18 protein-coding genes are annotated in these 18,476 nt (G+C 73.9%); 7 read left to right on the plus strand and 11 right to left on the minus strand.

What is annotated here, in order from left to right; all coding sequences use genetic code 11:
• Window positions 1–5: 5 nt before the first annotated feature.
• Window positions 6–677 (minus strand): carbonic anhydrase, encoded by a 672-nt coding sequence (locus tag NR072_RS07895; RefSeq protein WP_236252094.1) that lies wholly within the window; start codon window positions 675–677, stop codon window positions 6–8.
• Window positions 674–1,264 (minus strand): DUF4245 domain-containing protein, encoded by a 591-nt coding sequence (locus NR072_RS07900; RefSeq protein WP_256836764.1) that lies wholly within the window; start codon window positions 1,262–1,264, stop codon window positions 674–676. Before NR072_RS07900 ends, NR072_RS07895 begins: the two co-directional genes overlap by 4 nt.
• Window positions 1,265–1,371: 107 nt before the next feature.
• Here NR072_RS07900 and glpX point away from each other — a divergent pair, with 107 nt between their 5' ends.
• Window positions 1,372–2,394 (plus strand): class II fructose-bisphosphatase, encoded by a 1,023-nt coding sequence (gene glpX / locus NR072_RS07905; protein WP_020624637.1) that lies wholly within the window; start codon window positions 1,372–1,374, stop codon window positions 2,392–2,394.
• Between the two features lie 23 nt (window positions 2,395–2,417).
• Here glpX and manA read toward each other — a convergent pair whose 3' ends face one another.
• Genes manA through NR072_RS07925 form a run of 4 tightly spaced genes read right to left on the minus strand, consistent with a single transcriptional unit; the run spans window position 2,418 to window position 7,076 of the window.
• The gene (gene manA, locus NR072_RS07910) at window positions 2,418–3,662 is read right to left on the minus strand and encodes a mannose-6-phosphate isomerase, class I (RefSeq protein ID WP_256836766.1); all 1,245 of its coding nucleotides are present in this window, start codon (window positions 3,660–3,662) and stop codon (window positions 2,418–2,420) included.
• Window positions 3,663–3,703: 41 nt separating this feature from the next.
• Window positions 3,704–5,296 carry an LCP family protein gene (locus NR072_RS07915; RefSeq protein WP_256836767.1) on the minus strand — a complete coding sequence of 531 codons (1,593 nt, stop codon included), beginning with the start codon at window positions 5,294–5,296 and terminating at the stop codon, window positions 3,704–3,706.
• A 20-nt stretch (window positions 5,297–5,316) separates the two neighbouring features.
• Window positions 5,317–5,874, minus strand: coding sequence for a 5-(carboxyamino)imidazole ribonucleotide mutase (purE, locus tag NR072_RS07920; protein ID WP_002854497.1), 558 nt, complete (start codon window positions 5,872–5,874; stop codon window positions 5,317–5,319).
• Window positions 5,871–7,076, minus strand: a complete 1,206-nt coding sequence (locus tag NR072_RS07925) for a 5-(carboxyamino)imidazole ribonucleotide synthase (RefSeq protein WP_256836768.1) — start codon at window positions 7,074–7,076, stop codon at window positions 5,871–5,873. The genes purE and NR072_RS07925 overlap by 4 nt, the downstream gene beginning before the upstream one ends.
• 162 nt (window positions 7,077–7,238) lie before the next feature.
• Here NR072_RS07925 and NR072_RS07930 point away from each other — a divergent pair, with 162 nt between their 5' ends.
• A complete protein-coding gene (locus tag NR072_RS07930; protein ID WP_256836769.1) occupies window positions 7,239–7,799 on the plus strand; it encodes a GtrA family protein in 561 nt (186 codons plus the stop codon).
• Between the two features lie 27 nt (window positions 7,800–7,826).
• On the opposite strand, the gene NR072_RS07935 is transcribed toward NR072_RS07930, so the two are convergent.
• Window positions 7,827–8,450, minus strand: a complete 624-nt coding sequence (locus NR072_RS07935) for a hypothetical protein (protein WP_256836770.1) — start codon at window positions 8,448–8,450, stop codon at window positions 7,827–7,829.
• Between the two features lie 170 nt (window positions 8,451–8,620).
• On the opposite strand from NR072_RS07935, the gene NR072_RS07940 reads away from it, so the two are divergent.
• Window positions 8,621–9,142 (plus strand): WhiB family transcriptional regulator, encoded by a 522-nt coding sequence (locus NR072_RS07940; RefSeq protein WP_148408474.1) that lies wholly within the window; start codon window positions 8,621–8,623, stop codon window positions 9,140–9,142.
• Between the two features lie 55 nt (window positions 9,143–9,197).
• Here NR072_RS07940 and NR072_RS07945 read toward each other — a convergent pair whose 3' ends face one another.
• Window positions 9,198–9,743: a hypothetical protein gene (locus tag NR072_RS07945; protein ID WP_256836771.1), complete on the minus strand. Its 546-nt coding sequence runs from the start codon at window positions 9,741–9,743 to the stop codon at window positions 9,198–9,200.
• 62 nt (window positions 9,744–9,805) lie between these two features.
• On the opposite strand from NR072_RS07945, the gene NR072_RS07950 reads away from it, so the two are divergent.
• The 3 genes from NR072_RS07950 to NR072_RS07960 are packed head-to-tail and all read left to right on the plus strand — an operon-like array spanning window position 9,806 to window position 12,981.
• On the plus strand, window positions 9,806–10,108 hold the full coding sequence (locus NR072_RS07950) for a DUF3499 family protein (RefSeq protein WP_020628239.1): 303 nt from the start codon (window positions 9,806–9,808) through the stop codon (window positions 10,106–10,108).
• 45 nt (window positions 10,109–10,153) lie between these two features.
• Entirely contained in the window at window positions 10,154–11,713 is a 1,560-nt protein-coding gene (gene ahcY / locus NR072_RS07955; protein ID WP_230260086.1) for an adenosylhomocysteinase, read from the plus strand.
• A gap of 47 nt (window positions 11,714–11,760) precedes the next feature.
• Window positions 11,761–12,981 carry a TIGR01906 family membrane protein gene (locus NR072_RS07960; protein WP_036384952.1) on the plus strand — a complete coding sequence of 407 codons (1,221 nt, stop codon included), beginning with the start codon at window positions 11,761–11,763 and terminating at the stop codon, window positions 12,979–12,981.
• A 75-nt stretch (window positions 12,982–13,056) separates the two neighbouring features.
• Here NR072_RS07960 and NR072_RS07965 read toward each other — a convergent pair whose 3' ends face one another.
• From NR072_RS07965 to NR072_RS07975, 3 genes are all read right to left on the minus strand, one after another.
• Window positions 13,057–14,895 (minus strand): long-chain fatty acid--CoA ligase, encoded by a 1,839-nt coding sequence (locus NR072_RS07965; RefSeq protein WP_113914001.1) that lies wholly within the window; start codon window positions 14,893–14,895, stop codon window positions 13,057–13,059.
• A gap of 67 nt (window positions 14,896–14,962) precedes the next feature.
• Window positions 14,963–16,576, minus strand: a complete 1,614-nt coding sequence (locus NR072_RS07970; RefSeq protein WP_373021542.1) for a dolichyl-phosphate-mannose--protein mannosyltransferase — start codon at window positions 16,574–16,576, stop codon at window positions 14,963–14,965.
• Window positions 16,577–16,631: 55 nt separating this feature from the next.
• A complete protein-coding gene (locus NR072_RS07975) occupies window positions 16,632–17,504 on the minus strand; it encodes a hypothetical protein (RefSeq protein WP_256836773.1) in 873 nt (290 codons plus the stop codon).
• A gap of 67 nt (window positions 17,505–17,571) precedes the next feature.
• Between NR072_RS07975 and rsmI the strand changes: the two genes are divergently transcribed.
• The gene (gene rsmI, locus NR072_RS07980) at window positions 17,572–18,456 is read left to right on the plus strand and encodes a 16S rRNA (cytidine(1402)-2'-O)-methyltransferase (protein ID WP_256836774.1); all 885 of its coding nucleotides are present in this window, start codon (window positions 17,572–17,574) and stop codon (window positions 18,454–18,456) included.
• The last annotated feature ends 20 nt before the right edge of the window (window positions 18,457–18,476 follow it).

Consider the following 18,476-nt stretch of genomic DNA (forward strand, 5'->3'; position numbering starts at 1 on the left):
CGTCGTCAGACCGCCAGGTCGCCGTGCACGCGGCCCGGCCGCGCGGTGCCCTCGGACAGCGAGTAGGTGAGCCCGACGACGGCGGTGCGCCCCGACTCGACGGCCGCGCGGACGGACTGCGAGGTCTCCATGAGGTGGTCGCAGGTCTGGTCCACGTGCTCGGCCACGAACTCGTCGACCTCCTCCAGACCGCGGCGGCGCCCGGCCAGCACGGACGGGATGATGCGCTCCACGAGGGGGCGCACGAAGCCGCGCGGCATGGTGCCGGAGATGTAGGACTCGACCGTCGCCGTGACGGCGCCGCACGAGTTGTGGCCCAGGACGATGACGAGCGGGATCTCCAGCACGTCCACGCCGTACTCGATGGAGCCCAGCACGGCGTCGTCGATCACGTGGCCGGCCGTGCGCACCACGAACACGTCGCCGAGGCCCAGGTCGAAGATGATCTCGGCCGCCAGGCGCGAGTCGGCGCAGCCGAAGATCACGGCGACGGGGGCCTGGCCGGCCGTCAGCCCGCTGCGGCGCTCGGCGTTCTGGTTCGGGTGGCTCGGCTCGCCCGCCACGAAGCGGCGGTTGCCCTCGACGAGGACCTCCCACGCCTCCGCGGGGGTCAGGTCGGAGGTGGGGACGACGACGTCGGGGGCCGGCGTCGTCTCGGGGCGGGTGTGGGGGGTCATCGTGTCTCCTTCGCGACGCCGTGCGCCAGGTCTTCGAGGACGGCGTGGTCGCCGGTGGTGGTCAGCACCACGGTGCTGCCGTCCACCTCCGCCACGAGCCGTCGCTCCGGCTTCTTCGGATCGGCGTGGAGGTCCCACGCGATCCCGTCGATCTCGATCGTCTCCGACGTCGGGACCTGGTCCACCCGCAGGCTCACCCAGGTGGGGTCGACGTCCTCGGCCTGCTGCAGGCCCGCGAACACCGTGTCCGTGACCACCCAGCCGACGTCCCACGTGGAGACGCCGTCCAGCTTCTGCAGGCGGGCGTAGTTGGCGTACCAGGACTCCGGCACCTCGGGCGCCAGGGCCGGCAGGTCGCCGTCGTCGTGGGGGACCGTGGCGGCCTCGGCGGCGACGTCGACGCGGTCCTCGCGGGGCCGCTGCGGCGGCTCCGGGTTGAGCAGGAGGACCACGGCCACGATCGCCAGCAGAGCCACCAGGGAGAGCACCATGGCCATCCACGGCTGCCGGGCCCGCTGCGCCTGCTTGGCGGTCAGGACGGGGCGGGGGGCGGGGGAGTGGGGGTCGGCGGAGCTCACGGTCAGCATTGTGCCACCCGCGGGAGACCGCCCCCGTAGGATGAGGACCGGGGCAGAGCCGCCCTCACGCCCCGTCCCGTGCGGACGGAGCGCCGCGAGCAAGGATCGGAGCAGCGATGACCAGCGCGTCCTCGGAGAAGACCGGCTACGAGAATCACGTCCCGGACCGCAACCTGGCCATGGAGTTGGTGCGGGTGACCGAGGCGGCGTCCATCGCCGCGAGCCCCTGGGTGGGTTACGGGGACAAGAACAAGGCGGACGGCGCCGCGGTGGACGCGATGCGCGCGTTCATGGACACCGTGGCCATGGACGGCACCGTGGTGATCGGCGAGGGCGAGAAGGACGAGGCCCCCATGCTGTTCAACGGCGAGCAGGTCGGCGACGGCTCCGGCGCCGCCGTGGACGTGGCCGTGGACCCGATCGACGGCACCCGCCTGACCGCCATGGGCTACAACAACGCGCTCTCCGTCTTCGCGGTGGCCGAGCGCGGCACCATGTTCGACCCGTCGGCCGTGTTCTACATGGACAAGCTCGTGGTGGGCCCCGAGGCCGCCGACTTCGTGGACATGCGCCTGCCGGTGAAGCAGAACGTGAACCTCGTGGCCAAGGCCCTGGACAAGCCCGTCTCGCAGGTGACCGTGTGCGTGCTGGACCGCCCCCGCCACGAGGGCCTGGTCAAGGAGATCCGCCAGGCCGGCGCCCGCGTGAAGTTCATCCTGGACGGCGACGTCGCCGGCGCCATCGCCGCCGCCCGCCCGGACACCGGCGTGGACATGATGATGGGCATCGGCGGCACCCCCGAGGGCATCGTCACCGCGTGCGCGATCAAGGCCACCGGCGGCATCATCCAGGGTCGCCTGGCCCCCACCGACGACGCCGAGAAGCAGAAGGCCCTCGACGCCGGCCTCGACCTCGACGCGGTGCTGACCACGAACGAGCTGGTCACCTCCGACCACTGCTACTTCGCGGCCACCGGCATCACCGACGGCGACCTGCTGCGCGGTGTGCGCTTCGCCGACGGCCGCGTGCACACGCAGTCCATCGTGATGCGCTCGTCGTCCGGCACGGTCCGCACCGTGGACGCCGAGCACGACGTGAAGAAGTGGTCCAAGTGGCTGGGGGACCGCGACGCCCGCTGAGCCCGCGGGCCGGTCTGCCGGGCTCAGCCCCGCGGCAGGCCGGCCACGTGCACCGTCGCCGGGGCGCCGGCCGCGGCGCGGACGGCCAGCGGGCCGGACGCCGTCTCCGCTGCGGGCAGGAACACGGCCTCGCCCGGGCCCAGCTCGATCTCCTGGCCTGCCAGGGCCAGGCTCGCCGTGCCGCGGGTGACCACCGCGATCCCGGGCCCGTGCACGTCGAGCCCGTGGACGGCGTCGTCCTCGAGGGTGGCCTGGAGCAGCTCGAACTCCTCGAACGGCGGGCGGAAGGCCACCACGGAGTCCGCCACGCGCTCGGGCTCGGTGGAGGGCACCGGCAGCGCCTCGAAGGTGACCACGCGGCGCAGCTCGGGCACGTCCACGTGCTTCGGGGTGAGCCCGCCGCGCAGCACGTTGTCCGAGGCCGCCATGACCTCCACGCCCAGCCCGTGCAGATACGCGTGCACGTTGCCGGCGGGCAGATGGATGGCCTGACCCGGGGCCAGGTCCACGCGGTTGAGCAGGATGGCCACCACCACGCCGGGGTCGTCCGGGTGGTGCTGGGCGACCTCGAGGGCCGTGGCCAGCGAGGGGTCGCGCTCGGCCAGGTCCGGCGCGGCCCGCAGCACGTCCACGACCTGCGCGACGGCGCCGGGGGAGCCCCACACGGAGTCGGGGTCGAGGATCGAGGTGAACGCGTCCTCGAGGTCGCCGGCGGCGAGGGCCTGGCTGATCCAGGCGGCGGCGACGGCGACGGCGGACGTGTCCCCGTCCGCCCGCTCGGTGAGGGCGCGGGCCAGGGCCTCGAAGCTGTCCGAGGAGACCTCGGGGGAGCGGAAGCCGCACATCGCCGAGAAGGGGGTCAGCGCGAGCAGCATCTCCGGCTTGTGGTTCGCGTCCTTGTAGTTGCGCTCCGGGGCGTCGACCGGCACGCCGGCGGCCTCCTCCGCGGCGAAGCCCGCGCGGGCCTGCTCCAGGGTGGGGTGCGCCTGGATGGACAGCGGGGCGCCCGCGGCGAGCAGCTTCATGAGGAAGGGCAGCCGGCCCTCCGGCGCGGCGGGTCCGAGGCAGCGCTCCGGGTCCGCGGCCACCACCTCGTCCAGGCCGATGTGGGCGCCGTCCGCCACGACGGCGACGCACGGGGCGCCCGGATGGTCGCCCAGCCACAGCTCGGCCTCGGGGCGGCCGGTGGGCTCGCGTCCCTGCAGGTCGGCGAGGAGCGTGGGGGAGCCCCAGGCGTAGTCACGGATCACGGGCTTCAGGACGTGCATGCGCCCAGCCTAGGTCAGCCCGTCGGCCCGCGCGCCGCGCCTCACGGGGCGGGGACGCACAGCCCGTTCGTCGAGGACGCGTGGTTCAGCACGTCCTCCTGGCCCAGGTCCTCGGCCGTCATCAGGTCCTCGGCGGTGAAGGGCTCGCCGTCGGAGCGGGTCGGCGGGGCCGGCCACGTGGCCGGGTCGTCCTCGTCGACGTCGGGGGTCTGCGTCTCCTGCGCGACGACGGCCAGCACGGTGAGCAGCGGCGTCGCCGAGACCCCGGTCGGCTCCGATCCGGCGGTCGGGGAATCGTCGGCCAGCATCTCGTCCACGCGGCGGTGGACGAGGTCGTAGTCGGGGTAGGTGGTGAAGTGGGTGCCCGTGTCGCCGAAGTCGGGCGGGCCGATGGTCAGCCGCCGCATCTTCTGGCCGCGCGAGCGCTCGGCGAGGTCCGCGAACGTGCCGAGCTGGGACTGCGGCAGGTCGGTGGTCACGATCTGCTGGCCCGCCGCGAGGATCCCCTCGAAGCGGGTGAGCACGGTGGCGGGGCTGAACTGCTCCAGCATCGCCGCCTGCATGCACTGCTGCCGGCGGATGCGGGCGTAGTCGGTGGACCAGTGCCGGGAGCGGGCGAAGGCGAGCGCGTCGTCGCCGTTGAAGTGGTGGGTGCCCGGCTCCCACCAGATGTTGCCCCAGGCGCCGTCGGGTCGGACGCCGCGGTGCACCACATAGCCGCCGCTGACGACGTCCACCCCGCCCATGGCGTCGATCAGCTGGGCGAAGCCGCCCATGTCCATGAGGGCGTAGCCGGAGACGTCCAGTCCGAGGATGCCGCCGGCGGCGTCCTTCATGGCCTCGGCGCCGGGGTGTTCGGCGTCCGGGTAGAGGTCTGCGTGATGCTCCTCCACGTCCGTGTAGAGGGCGTTGAGGATGCACTCGTCGCCGCAGTCGAAGCCGTTCGGGTACACGTCCCACAGCGGGGAGCCCTCGACGAACGGCGCGTCCTGGAGGTTGCGGGGCAGGGAGAACATCACGATGGCGCCGGTGCGGGCGTCCACGGAGACCACGTGCATGGAGTCCGGGCGCAGCCCCTGCCGACCCTCGCCGGCGTCCGCGCCCAGGACCAGGATGTTGTAGCGGCCCTCGGCCTCCGGGACGGCCGGCCCCTCCTGGAAGACCTCGCCGAGCGCCCCGCGGCTCGTGTTCGCGGCCCAGCCGCCGTAGAGCAGGGCGCCGCTGGTGAGCACGAGGGCGAGCGCGGTGACCGTCGCCGTGATCTTCCGCGCGCCGGGGGCGAGCAGGTGCAGCCGGATCAGCCGGAACGTGTCCACCCACAGCACCGCCCAGCCCACCGCCAACGCCGCCAGGACCACCGCCAGCCCGAGCAGCACGCCGTCCCGGGCCATCAGCGAGATCAGGCTCGCGCGGGAGACCAGCCACCACAGCAGCCCGAGGATCAGCACGGCCCACACGGTGACGGTGGCCCGCAGCGCCACGCGACCGAGCCGGCGGCTGCCGGCGACGAGCTGGGCGCCGCCGGGGACCAGCAGGGTCAGGGCGGTGAGGATCAGCGCCCGGCGGGTGCGCTCGGTGGGGGAGGCGACGCGTGGATCCCGGAGCGGGTCGGGCTGCGCGTGACCGGCGGGCACGGATCCGGTGGCGGGCGACATCAGCGGTCGGCGGCCATCCGCTCGCGCAGGCGGGCCCCCTTGGCCCGGGCCTGGGCGTTGAGCTCGTCGGCGTGCTCGGCGAGGGCGGCGCGCAGGCGGTCGCCCTCCGCGGTGTCGGCCGAGGCGAGGATGCGGGCGGCCAGCAGGCCGGCGTTGCGGGCGCCGTCGATGGAGACGGTGGCCACCGGCACACCGGCGGGCATCTGGACGATCGAGAGCAGGGAGTCCATCCCGTCCAGGCTCTTGAGCTTCACGGGCACGCCGATCACGGGCAGGGGGGTGACGGCGGCGAGCATCCCGGGCAGATGGGCCGCGCCGCCCGCGCCGGCCACGATCACGCGGATGCCGCGCTCGTGCGCGCGGGCGCCGAACTCCACCATCTCGTGGGGCATGCGGTGCGCGGAGACCACGCCGACCTCGACGGGCACGTCGAGCTCGCGCAGGGCCTCGGCGGCCGCGCTCATCACGGGCCAGTCGGAGTCGGAGCCCATCACGACGGAGACGACCGGGGCGTCGTCCTGCAGGGGCTGGGCGGGGGTCTGGGGCGTGGCGGTCATGGGCGGGCCTCCGTCTCGGTGCCGGTGGTGGGGGCGTCGTCGCGCAGCAGTGCGGCGGCGGACTCGGCGGTCCGCACGGCCTCCTCGAGGCTGAGGCCGTGGTCCGCGACGACGTTGACGTGACCGACCTTGCGGCCCGGGCGCACGTCCTTGCCGTAGAGGTGGACCTTGGCCTGCGGGTGGGCGGCGAGGGCCGCGACGCTGCCGGCGTGCAGGTCCTCGCGGGCGCCGCCGAGGACGTTCTTCATCACGACGCCGACCCCGCGGGAGGCCGTCTCGCCCAGCGGCAGGTCGAGCACGGCGCGGACGTGCTGCTCGAACTGACCGGTGACGGCGCCGTCCATGGACCAGTGGCCGGAGTTGTGGGGGCGCATGGCCAGCTCGTTCACCTGGAAGCCCGGGCCGACCCCCGGCGTCTCGAACAGCTCGACCGCGAGCATGCCGGTGACGTCCAGCTCCTCGGCGAGGCGGACGGCCGCGGCGGTCGCGGCCGCGGCGACGGCCGGGTCGAGGTCCTGGGCCGGGGCGACCACGAGGTCGCACACGCCGGCCACCTGGACCGAGTCGACGACGGGGTAGACGGCCACCTCACCGGAGGGGGTGCGCGCCACCTGCGCGGAGAGCTCACGGGAGAAGGGGACGAGGGCCTCGGCCAGCAGCGGGGCGATGCCGGCGCCGAGCCACGCGGCCAGGGTGCCGTCCGCGGCGGAGGCGCGGGCGTCGTCGGCGTCGTCGAGCTTGAGCACGCCCTTGCCGTCGTAGCCGCCGCGGGCGGTCTTGAGGATCATGGGCCAGCCGTGCTCGTCGCCGAAGGCGAGGACGGCCTCGAGGTCGTCGACCGGCGCCCACGCCGGGTTCGGCAGGCCCAGCCGCTCGACGGCGGCGCGCATGACCAGCTTGTCCTGCGCGTGCTGCAGCGCCTCGGGGCCGGGGCGCACGGCGACGCCGGCCTCCTGCAGGGCCCGCAGGTGCTCGGTGGGCACGTGCTCGTGGTCGAAGGTGACCACGTCCACCGTGGCCGCGAACGCGCGCAGGTCCGCCAGGTCCGCGTGGTCGCCGACCACGTGGGGGGCGACCTGGGCCGCTGACGCGTCCGGGGCCTCCGCGAGCACGCGGAAGGGCACGCCGAGCTCCGCGGCGGCGCCCGCCATCATGCGGGCCAGCTGCCCGCCACCGATCACACCGAGTCGAGGGGAAGTCACCCGCACAGGGTAGTCGGACCGGCTGAGGACTCCGTCACGGAGGGGCGGCCGATGCCGGATCCGGGGAGGTCTCGCGCCGGGGGCGCGGCTACAGTGTTCCCCAGCCCTGCGCGGGTCCGGCCCGCGTGCACACCCCCGTCCCGAACCGAGGAGTCCACGCCCATGCTGTCCGATCTCTGGGGCCGCCTGACCGGGATGGTCTCCCTGCTGTGGCGGGAGGTGGCCAAGTTCGGCACCGTCGGTGCGGCCGCGTTCGTGGTGGACTCGCTCGTCTTCTGGTGGATGATGACCGGCCCGCTCGAGGGGTCCAACGTCAAGGCCAAGATCGTGGGCGGCGTCGTTGCCACCCTGTTCAGCTGGGTGGCCAACCGCTACTGGACGTTCCGGGACAAGCGCTCCTCGAACAAGACGCGCGAGCTCGTGATGTTCCTGATCATGAACGCGATCGGGCTGGGCATCCAGGCCGGCTGCGTGGCGATCGCGCAGTACCTGATGGGCGTGACCGACCCGACCGGCCTGTTCATCGCCGGCAACGTGATCGGCCTGTTCTTCGGCACCGTGTTCCGCTACTTCGCCTACCGGTTCTGGGTGTTTAAGGAGGAGCTGGACGTGGAGCCCGGCTTCGCCAACGACCTCGCGATCATCACCGGTCAGATGCCCGTGCTGCGCGAGGACCAGCTGCCTCCGCACGGCCGGCACCGCGCCCCCGACGCTGGGGTCTGAGCGTCCCGGCCTGACCCCGCCGCCCCGTCAGGGGCGCACGGTCACCGCCCGGCCCGCGTCCCACGCCTCCAGCGCGGCCCGCACTCCCGCCCACGTCAGGCGGGGGCGCGGGCCGTCGTCGTCCGGGGCGACGTCGGCCCCGGCCGGGATCGACGCGGGCCGCACGTGATCCACGGGGCCGGGCAGGGCATCCGGCTGGGCGCGGATCTCGGCGGCCACGTCCACGACGGCCGGATCGGCGGCCGGGCCGTCGAACTCGGGCTCGAGGCCGCGCGGCAGGGCGACGGCGAACACGGTCACGGACGGGTCCGGCCACGCCTCGGGCCGGTCCGTGAGGACGGCGGCGGGGGAGTCGCCCTCGAGGGCGGGCTCGGCCTCGGCGCAGAGCACGCCGAGGGCGAGGGCGTGGGAGAGCCAGTGGACGGGCAGGTCCAGGGCGACGGCGTCGCCCGCCCCCACGCCGTCGTCGCCGAGCAGGCCCGCGAACTTGGCGGCCCAGTTCACGGCCACCCGGCCCGAGAGCTCGATGCGCTGGTCCACCGCGCCGGGCTCGTCCGGGGCCCCCGGCTCCTGGACGAGCGCGGGCCGCGGGGAGGAGGCGAGGCGGAGCACGAGGGGGCCGGTGGACCGGGGTGCAGAGAGGGAGACCATGGGCCCAGTGTGGCACCCGCTCGGTTTGACTCGGCATGAATCACACCGATGTAATGAACCCGGGCCAACGGTCCCGCCAGGAGGGGCCCGCCGGCGTGCCCGGCACCCGCGCGGACCGCATGGTCACCCGGCCCACACTGCCACGTCGATCCCGGGAAGAGGCGTCACACATGGAGCAGACCCAGCGAGTCGAGGACGCGCACCGCGCCGATCCCGCGCCGGCGCCTCGTCCGCGGAGCGTCCCCAGCGACTGGTTCCTCGACCCCGCCGACCCGCAGGCCGGCGTCCCCGGCGCGAGCCTCGAGGATCAGGCGACCGCCTTCCTCACCGCCCACGACCTCGACGGCGAGACCGGCACCCCGGCCGCCACCGTCACCGCCCTCTTCCCCGGTGACGCGCGTCCGGTCGAGGCCGTGCCCGTCTCCGCCGACTGGGCCGCCATCCCGGGCGTGACCACCGAGCCCGTCGAGGGCGAGCTGGCCTGGCAGGCGGACGCCCTGTGCGCGCAGACGGACCCCGAGGCGTTCTTCCCGGAGAAGGGCGGCTCCACGCGGGACGCCAAGCGTGTGTGCGAGGCCTGCACCGTCAAGGACGCGTGCCTGGAGTACGCCATGGCGAACGACGAGCGCTTCGGCATCTGGGGCGGGCTCTCCGAGCGCGAGCGTCGCCGCCTGCGCCGCGCCCGCGCCTGACGCGCGGCGCCCGTCCGTCGGGCGCGGTGCCCGGCGCGGACCGCCCGGTCCGGGCTCAGCCGCGGCCCCAGCTGGGGTCGAGCACCTGCGGGTCCACGCCCAGCGCCTCGGCGCAACGGCTCAGCGCCACCCCGTAGACGGCCCCCTCGAGGTCGGCCGGGTCGGCCGCGTCCCGCAGCGGCCGCTCGAACAGGGTGATCAGCACCCCGTCCCGGCCCTGCCGCTCGGCCCGCGCGAACAGCGCCTCCTCATCCCGTTCCCGGCCGGCGTGCAGCTCGCGCAGCCGCTCGTCGAGCCGGTCCGGGATGCGCTCCACCCGCGCGGTCACGTGCCGCAGCCCGGGCGCGTCCAGGGAGCCCAGCCGGTCCACCGCCTTCTCGACGGCGGTCAGCAGCACCTCGCCCCGGCCCCGCTCCGAGCGCGCACCGAACGGGCGCGGATGCCGCAGCCCTCGGCCACGGCGGTCCCGGCCGCCGCGCCCCGCGGGGGAGGAGACGCCGGCCTCGGCCAGGCCGCCCTCGACGCCCGGCTCCGCCCCCGCGGCGTCGCCCGCCCGGAACGGCAGGGGGTCGAGGGGATCGGAGGAGGCGGACGCGGTCATGCGCGCCATGGTAGGCCACCGCTCCGGGCCGTCCGCCGAGTAGGGTGGCGGGCGTGGGACCCATGCGACGCTGCAGCAAGACCGGATGCCAGAGCCCTGCCCTGGCCACGCTGACGTACAACTACGCGGACTCGCAGGTGGTCATCGGGCCCCTGTCGCGCCGGGCGGAGCCGCACACGTACGACCTCTGCGGCGAGCACGCTCGGCGCACCACGGCCCCGCGCGGTTGGGAGGTGCTGCGGCTGGAGCTGCCCGAGCACTACGAGGCCGTCGACGCGGACGGCGGCGTGCGCACGGTCCCCACCCGGCCCATGGCCGTCCCGCCGGCCCGCCCCGGGCTGCGCGTGGTACGTGACGGGGACTGACGCGGCGCGTCTCGTGCCGTCCGGGGCCTCGCTAGGCTGGAGGGCATGACTGAGACCTCCGCAGAGTTCCGCACCCCCGACGTCGACCCGGCCTTCGCCAACCGCACCACCGTGCCCGGTGCCTCGTTCGACTTCACGGTCCGGGACCTGTCCCTGGCCGAGGCGGGCCGCCACCAGATCCGCCTGGCCGAGCACGAGATGCCGGGGCTGATGTCCCTGCGCGAGGAGTACGGGGAGGCCCAGCCGCTGAAGGGCGCCCGCATCGCCGGCTCCCTGCACATGACCGTGCAGACCGCCGTGCTCATCGAGACCCTCATCGCCCTCGGCGCCGAGGTCCGGTGGGCCTCCTGCAACATCTTCTCCACGCAGGACGAGGCCGCGGCCGCCGTCGTCGTGGGCTCGGGCACCCCCGAGGACCCGCAGGGCGTGCCGGTGTTCGCCTGGAAGAACGAGTCCCTCGAGGACTACTGGTGGACCGCCTCGCAGATCCTCACCTGGCCGGGCGCGGACGAGGATCCGGAGCTCGGCCCCAACATGATCCTGGACGACGGCGGCGACGCCACCCTGCTGGTGCACAAGGGCGTCGAGTTCGAGGCCGCGGGCGCCGTGCCCAGCGCCACCGAGGACGATCCCGAGGAGTACCGGATCATCCTCGAGACGCTGCGCCGCTCGCTGGCCCGCGACCCGCAGCACTGGACCCGCACCGCCGGCACCCTGCGCGGCGTCTCCGAGGAGACCACCACGGGCGTGCTGCGCCTCTACCAGCTGGCGCAGGAGGGCCGTCTGCTCTTCCCGGCGATCAACGTGAACGACGCCGTGACCAAGTCCAAGTTCGACAACAAGTACGGCATCCGCCACTCCCTGCCGGACGGCATCATGCGCGCCACGGACGTGCTGATCGGCGGCAAGGTCGCCGTGGTCTGCGGCTACGGCGACGTCGGCAAGGGCGCCGCCGAGGCCCTGCGCGGCCAGGGCGCCCGCGTGATCGTCACGGAGATCGACCCGATCTGCGCGCTGCAGGCCGCGATGGACGGCTACCAGGTGGCCCGCCTCGAGGACGTGGTGGGCGAGGGCGACATCTTCGTCACCACGACCGGCGGCAAGGACATCATCATGGCCGAGCACATGGCCGCCATGAAGGACAAGGCCATCGTGGGCAACGTGGGCCACTTCGACAACGAGATCGACATGGCCGGCCTGGCCCGCATCCCCGGCGTCGTGAAGACCGAGATCAAGCCGCAGGTCCACGAGTGGACCCTGGACGGCGGCACGGAGGCCGAGCGCAGCATCATCGTGCTCTCCGAGGGCCGCCTGCTGAACCTCGGCAACGCCACCGGCCACCCCTCGTTCGTGATGAGCGCGTCCTTCACCAACCAGGTGATGGCGCAGATCGAGCTCTTCGGCGGCTCCACGGGCACCGGCGCCCTGACCGGCGAGCACTACGAGAAGCGCGTCTACACGCTGCCCAAGGTGCTCGACGAGAAGGTCGCCCGCCTGCACCTGGACGCCCTCGGCGTCGGGCTGACCGAGCTGACCAAGGCCCAGGCCGAGTACCTCGGCGTGGACGTGGCCGGCCCCTACAAGGCCGACCACTACCGCTACTGATCCCCGGCGCCCGCGGGCGGACGGACCCACTCGAGAGAGGCACGAGCATGGCTTCCCATCAGGCCGGCCGCGGGCGCGACGAGCGCGCGGGGGCGGAGGACTTCGAATCCGGGCTGGACTACGGCGCGTTCGTCGAGGACGACGCCGCCGACGATCCGAACCGCACCCAGGCGCTGCCCGCCATGGGCCGGGACGACGACGGCGGCGCCCAGCACACCTCGGCGCTCAGCCCCGAGGACCTCGCCGCGCTGCGCGGCGGGGACGCGGCGGCCGCGGACCGACGCGACGCCGGCCGCCCGGTCGCGGACGCCGACCGCGACATCGTCGCCTCCCGGGCCGTGCCCGAGGGCGACCGGCGGCCGTTGCCCGGCGCCGACGAGCTCGGCCCGCTGAGCGCCGCCGTCGGGGCCCGCCCGGCGGGGTCGAGCACAGCCGCCCCGGTCGACCGCTACCCCGAGGACGGCACCGCCGCCCCCGTGGCGCAGGCGGCGGCCCTGCAGGGGCCCACGCCGGAGGAGCGCGCGCGCCTGCCCAAGGCGGGCCCGCGCCTGGCGCAGGTGCTGCTGGCGATCCTCGCCCCGCTCGCCCTGCTGCTGGCCGCCGTCCGCCTCGTGGCGAGCCCGGTGTTCCTGTGGCTGGAGTACCACCGGCCCGGGTTCCCCGCGGACCGGTTCGGCTTCACCCTCGCCGACCGCATGCACTACGGCTCCGCCGGGCTGGACTACGTGACCAACCTGGCCGGCCCGCGGTACCTCAGCAGCCTCACGCACCAGGGCGCGCCGCTGTTCACCGAGGTCGAGGTCGACCACATGACGGATGTGAAGACCGTGCTGTGGATCGCCGCCGCGGCGCTCGTGGTGCTCGTGGTGGTGTGCGCCCTGCTCATCGCGTCCCTGCTGCGCACCAGCCCCGGCGGGGTGCGCCGCGCCCTGTTCGCCGGCGCCGTGTGGCTGCCGCTCGCGGTGATCGCGCTGGCGGTCCTGGCGGTGCTGGGCTGGGAGACGTTCTTCGCCGGGTTCCACTCGCTGTTCTTCGCGGACGGCACGTGGACGTTCTCCGTGCGGGACGCCCTCATCCGCCTCTACCCCGAGCAGTTCTGGGTGGACGCGGCCGTGGTGGTCGGGCTGGTGACCCTGCTGGCGTCCCTCGTGACGCTCGTGCTCACGTGGCCCACGCGCCGCCGTCGTGAGCTGAGCGCGGACCGCCGCGAGCAGCTGCTGCGCACCCGCCTGCGCTGGGCTCGGGAGGACGACGCCGTGGTGCGCTGACCGCCGCCGGACGACACCGGGAACGGGCCGGGAGGACGAGGCGTCCTCCCGGCCCGTCGTCGTCCGGGGGCGGGGTCAGCGGCGGTAGAGGGCCTCGACGTCCTCGGCGTGGTCCTCGATCACCTGGGCCCGCTTGAGCTTCTGGGACTGGGTGACGTGCCCGGAGTCCTCGGTGAACGGGTGGTCCAGGATGCGGAAGCGGCGGATGGACTCGGCGCGGGAGACGCCCGCGTTGACCTGGTCCACCGCCTCCTGGATCGAGGCCAGCACGGTGGGGTCCGTCGCGGCCTCGGCCGGCGTGAGGCTGAGCTCGCGGTCCAGGGCCCACTGGGTGAAGGCCTCGGTGTCCAGGGTGATGAGGGCGCCCACGAACGGGCGGTTCTCCCCGACCACCACGACGTGCTCGATGAGCCGGTGCTGGCGCAGCGCCTCCTCCATGGGCGTGGGGTACACGTTCTTGCCGCCGGCGGTGATGATCACGTCCTTCTTGCGGCCGGTGATCCGCAGGAAGCCGTGCTCGTCCAGCGCACCGATGTCCCCGGTGCGGAAGAAGTCGTCCTCCATCGCCTCCGCCGACGCCTTCGGCATGCCGTGGTAGCCGTCGAACACCACGGGGCCGCGGATGAGGATCTCGCCGTCCTCGGCGATCTTCACCGTCACCCCGGCCACGGGCAGGCCCACGGTGCCCACGCGGTGCGCGCCGGGGATGTTCACGGTGGCCGGCGCGGTGGTCTCCGTGAGGCCGTAGCCCTCCACGATCGGAATGCCGGCGCCGCGGAAGAAGTGCACCAGCTCCGGGGAGAGGGCGGACGCGCCGGACACGCACGAGATCACCTCGCCGCCGAGGGCCTCCCGGATCTTGCGGTAGACCAGCCGGTCGAACAGCGCGCGCCGGGCGCGCAGCAGGGCCGAAGGCCCGGGGCCGTCCCCGAACTCGGCCTCGTCCACGGCCGTGGACCACTCGATGGCGGTGCGCTTGGCGGCCGCGTAGATCGGCCCGGTGCCGCTCTTCTGGGCCTTGGCCTCGATGCCGGCCTCGACCTTCTCGAACACGCGCGGCACGGCCAGCAGCCACGTGGGGTGGAAGGAGGCGAGGTCGCCGAGCAGCGTGGCCGGGGAACCGGAGTGGGCCACCTGGATGCGGGCGTACAGGCAGATGACCTGGACGGCGTGGGCGAGCACGTGGGCCAGCGGGAGGAAGAGCAGGGTGCGCGACGTTGTCGTCTCCGGGGACCACTGGACCACCTCGCGCGCGAAGTGCAGCACGTTGATGGCCGCGCCCACGAAGTTGCCGTGCGTGATCACGGCGCCCTTCGGGCGGCCGGTGGTGCCGGAGGTGTAGACGATCGAGGCGGGGCTGGCGAGGGTCGCCAGGGAGCGGGCGTGCTCGACGGCGTCGTCCGCCACGAACGCGCCGGCCTCGGCCAGCTCCGCCAGTCCGGCGTCCGTCAGCGGGAACGTCGCCACGTCCACGCCCGCGTGCCCGGCGGCCTCGGCGACGCGCTCGCCGAGCTCCTCGCTGCCGACGGCGACCACCCGCAGGCCCGAATCCGTGACGATGTGCTCCACCTGGTGGGCCGAGGAGGTCTCGTAGATCGGCACGGAGACGGCGCCGGCGAACCACACGGCCTGGTCGAGGACGGCCCACGCGTAGGAGGTGGGGGAGAACAGGCCCACCCGGTCCCCGGGCTGGACGCCGCGGGCGATGAGGCCGGCCGCCACGGCGCGCACCTGGGTGAGGAACGCGGTGAAGTGGACGTCCACCCAGCCGCCCGCGCCGTTGCGCACGGCGTACACGGGGGCGTCCGGCCGGTCGGCACAGGAGGTGACGATCAGGTCCGTGATGTTGGAGTCCGCCGGCGGCATGCCGACGAGCTCGGTGGCGGACTCATGGACGGGGCTCTGGTTCTGCACGGTCCGAGGGTATCCATTCCGGGCGTGCGGCGCGCGGTCGGGCACGCCCGCGCCCGGGACGCGACCGTCAGATCCAGCTGCTGAACCACATCCGCCAGCGCCACTGGTCGTACGGGATCACGTCGCCGATCCAGACGGGCAGGAAGAACAGGGACACGGCGACGGCGATCGTCACGTACGCCAGCACCAGGGCCGAGCCCCAGCGGGGCCCGGGTCGGCGGCCCGGCCGGAGCAGCAGCGAGAGCGCCAGGGCGATCATCATCACGAGGAAGGGCTCGTAGGCGATCGTGTAGAAGAAGAACATGGTCCGCTCGGGCCACAGGAACCACACCAGCTGCCCGGCCGCGTAGGCGCCGAGCAGGGCGCCGGCCCGCCAGTCCCGGTGGCGCACCAGCAGCCACACGCACACGAGGACGGCGGCCAGGCCCGTCCACCACACGAACGGGTTGGCGATGTCCGTGATGGCCGACGAGCACGCGCCCGCGGCGTCCGCCGGGCAGATCCCCTCGCCGGGCTCTGCACCCTCGTAGTAGTAGCTCACGGGCCGGCCCATGAACGGCCAGGTCCACGGGTTGGCGGCGTAGTCGTGGGGGCTGGTGAGGCCCTGGTGGAAGGTCGTGGACTCCACGTGGTAGTGCCACAGGGAGCGCAGCGGACCGGGGACCAGCCCGGCGAGCAGGCCCTCCGGCGGGTTGTCCCGGTGCCAGTCCCGGTAGTAGCCGCCCTCCGTGACGAACCAGCCGGTCCACGAGGCCAGGTAGGCGACCAGGCCGCCGCCCACCACGGCCACGAACGCGTACAGGCCGTCCTTCTCGACGCCGGCCCACGCCCAATGCCGCACCCCGGCGGTCCGGCGCGCGGACATGTCCCACAGGACCGTGAGCAGGCCGAAGGCCGCCATGAACGCCAGCCCGGAGAGCTTCACGGCGCAGCCGGCGCCCAGCAGCACGCCCGCCAGCAGTCGCCACGGGCGCCAGCCGAGCCACGGCCCGCTGGCCAGGGCGTCGCGTCCTAACCGGGCGACGTCGTGGGCGAGCCGCGCCGCGAGCAGCCGCCGCCCGTGGACGCGGTCGGCCAGCAGCGCGGCGAAGGCCGCGAGCACGAAGAACGAGAGGAAGATGTCCAGCAGCCCGATGCGGGACATCACCAGGTGGTGGCCCTCCACGGCCAGCAGCAGCCCGGCGACCGCGCCCAGGGACACCGAGCGCAGCAGGTGCTGCGTGGCGAGGGCGACCAGCAGGACGGACAGCGTGCCGGCCACCGCGGCGCTGAACCGCCAGCCCACCCCGTTGTCCGGGCCGAACGCGAGCATGCCCAGGCCGATCAGCCACTTGCCCAGCGGCGGGTGCACCACGTAGGCGGCCCCCTCGAGCGGCTCCGCCTCGCCGCGCGCGAACGCGTCGTTGACGTCCTCGTCCCACCGCCGCTCGTAGCCGGACTCCAGGAGGGAGTAGGCGTCCTTGGGGTAGTAGGTCTCGTCGAAGATCAGCTGGTCCGGGTGGGCCAGGTTCGTGAACCGCAGGACGCCGGCGATCGCCGTGACCAGCAGCGGCAGGATCCAGTGCCACCGCGTCAGGGGCGCCGCGCTCACCCCGAGGCGGGCGCGCAGGGCGGCGACGCCGAAGGGGCCGTCGTCGACCGCGACGGCGGCGGGGCGGGAGGCGAGGGCGGTGGCGGGCACGGGCTCCATGCTAGGGGGACGGGTGGAGCAGGCCTCCTCGACGTGCGGCCTGCTCTCAGGCGTGGCCGAGCGGCCACCGGCGGCGCACGGCGGGTGGAAGGAATCCTGCGACTCGCAGGATCCGGCCCTTGTGGGGGCGGAGCCGGTACTTGACCGCTGCCAGCGTGTCCACCGAGCGTTCCCGCCAGGCACGGCGGGCGCCCCTCAGGGGGCTGCGCACTCTGACGTGATACTTGTCCAGGAGCGGCTCAGGGACGATCTCCTGTCCGATGTCGAAGCGGTCGGCGAAGCGGGCGATGCCGAGTTCCTTGTCCGGATAACCCGTGAAGTGCATGACGAACGCGTCCGTCAGGGAGCCCTCGTAGTAGTGCCCGCGCGAGTTCAGCTCTCGGTGGCCGACGATCCGGACGCGCTCGGCGTGCCCGCCCGTCTGGATGGCCCACCACATCTGGTCCTGGTCGCCGTGGGTGAAGAGACCGTCGCGATCGTCGTCCCACCAGGCCCGGACCGTGGCCAGGTCCGCTGTCGAGGTCGACTCCACGATCGTGCGCGCCGTCTCGTCGTTCCGGAGCAGCATGACCCCGGTGTTGATGCGTGACCAGAACCCGTTCGGCTCTGTGGGCCCTTCGGCGATGACCAGGCTGATGCCGTCACGCTCGGCCTCGGAGATCAGGCGTCGCAGGTTGTCCGACTCGAAGTCGGTGAAGAAGGCATCGTCGTCCATCCACACGAGCCAGTCATAACGCGGGAGCAACCGGCGGAGGATGGCGATCTTGTAGTCGAACTTGGTGACGATATGCGGGTCGATGCCCGTCTCGAGCCGGTAGTCCAGCCCGTGCTCTCGAGCGTAGATCGCGTGGTTGACGTAGGAGCGCAGGCGGATCTCGTCGCCACCGGACGTGATGCAGATGCGGGGCTCGACGGGCATGGTCCTGACCTTTCGGAGAGGCGTGGGCCCGGGCGGGCTCGGGGCGGTGCCTCTACGATCTTGACATATGACCCCGAGACCGACTGATCTGCCGTCCCCGTCCGGCCGCATCGTCCTGGCCGCCACCCCCATCGGCCACCTCGGGGACGCGTCCGCGCGCCTGCGTGAGCTGCTGGCGGAGGCGGACGTGATCGCCGCCGAGGACACCCGGACCGCGCGGCGCCTGTGCGCCGGACTGGGCGTCACCCCGACGGGCAGGGTGGTGGCCCATCACGAGCACAACGAGGCGGCCTCCACCCAGGGGCTGCTGGACCAGGTGCGGGGCGGTGCCACGGTGGCGGTGGTCTCGGACGCGGGCATGCCCACGGTCTCGGACCCGGGGTACCGGCTCGTGGCGGCCGCGGTGTCCGCAGGGCTGCCCGTGACCTGCGCGCCCGGCCCCTCCGCCGTGACCACCGCGCTCGCCCTCTCCGGCCTGCCGACGGACCGGTTCGCCTTCGACGGCTTCGTCCCCCGCAAGGACGGGGACCGACGGCGATGGCTCACCTCCCTGCTGACCGAGGCCCGCACGGTGGTCGCCTTCGAGTCGCCGCAGCGTCTGGCGGGCGCGCTGGCCGTCGTCGTGGAGGTCCTCGGTGCGGAGCGGCCGGTGTGCGTGGCCCGCGAGCTCACCAAGCTGCACGAGGAGGTGGTGCGCGGCACCGCGGCCGAGGTGCATGCCTGGGCTGCGGAGCGGCACGCAGGGGAGGGGATCCGCGGGGAGATCGTGCTGGTGATCGGGCCGGCCGCCCCCGGCGCCGAGGGCGAGGCGTCCGAGGCGGACGCCGTCGCCGAGGTGGCGGTGCTGGTGGAGTCCGGCACCCGGCTCAAGGAGGCCGTGGCCGCGGTGGCCGGAGCCCACGGGATGCGCAGCCGGGAGCTCTACCAGGCGGTGCTCGCGGCCCGGGGCTGACACGTCCCCGGCTACACAGA

Origin of the sequence: Micrococcus sp. Mcc89 (genome assembly GCF_024519795.1) — a bacterium.
Taxonomy (GTDB): domain Bacteria; phylum Actinomycetota; class Actinomycetes; order Actinomycetales; family Micrococcaceae; genus Micrococcus; species Micrococcus luteus.

Coding starts and splice junctions, on each gene's coding strand:
- NR072_RS07895 (WP_236252094.1), bottom strand. CDS start 677: ATGACCCCCCACACCCGCCCCGAGACGACGCCGGCCCCCGACGTCGTC.
- NR072_RS07900 (WP_256836764.1), bottom strand. CDS start 1,264: ATGCTGACCGTGAGCTCCGCCGACCCCCACTCCCCCGCCCCCCGCCCC.
- glpX (WP_020624637.1), top strand. CDS start 1,372: ATGACCAGCGCGTCCTCGGAGAAGACCGGCTACGAGAATCACGTCCCG.
- manA (WP_256836766.1), bottom strand. CDS start 3,662: ATGCACGTCCTGAAGCCCGTGATCCGTGACTACGCCTGGGGCTCCCCC.
- purE (WP_002854497.1), bottom strand. CDS start 5,874: ATGACCGCCACGCCCCAGACCCCCGCCCAGCCCCTGCAGGACGACGCC.
- NR072_RS07930 (WP_256836769.1), top strand. CDS start 7,239: ATGCTGTCCGATCTCTGGGGCCGCCTGACCGGGATGGTCTCCCTGCTG.
- NR072_RS07935 (WP_256836770.1), bottom strand. CDS start 8,450: ATGGTCTCCCTCTCTGCACCCCGGTCCACCGGCCCCCTCGTGCTCCGC.
- NR072_RS07940 (WP_148408474.1), top strand. CDS start 8,621: ATGGAGCAGACCCAGCGAGTCGAGGACGCGCACCGCGCCGATCCCGCG.
- NR072_RS07945 (WP_256836771.1), bottom strand. CDS start 9,743: ATGACCGCGTCCGCCTCCTCCGATCCCCTCGACCCCCTGCCGTTCCGG.
- NR072_RS07950 (WP_020628239.1), top strand. CDS start 9,806: ATGCGACGCTGCAGCAAGACCGGATGCCAGAGCCCTGCCCTGGCCACG.
- ahcY (WP_230260086.1), top strand. CDS start 10,154: ATGACTGAGACCTCCGCAGAGTTCCGCACCCCCGACGTCGACCCGGCC.
- NR072_RS07960 (WP_036384952.1), top strand. CDS start 11,761: ATGGCTTCCCATCAGGCCGGCCGCGGGCGCGACGAGCGCGCGGGGGCG.
- NR072_RS07975 (WP_256836773.1), bottom strand. CDS start 17,504: ATGCCCGTCGAGCCCCGCATCTGCATCACGTCCGGTGGCGACGAGATC.
- rsmI (WP_256836774.1), top strand. CDS start 17,572: ATGACCCCGAGACCGACTGATCTGCCGTCCCCGTCCGGCCGCATCGTC.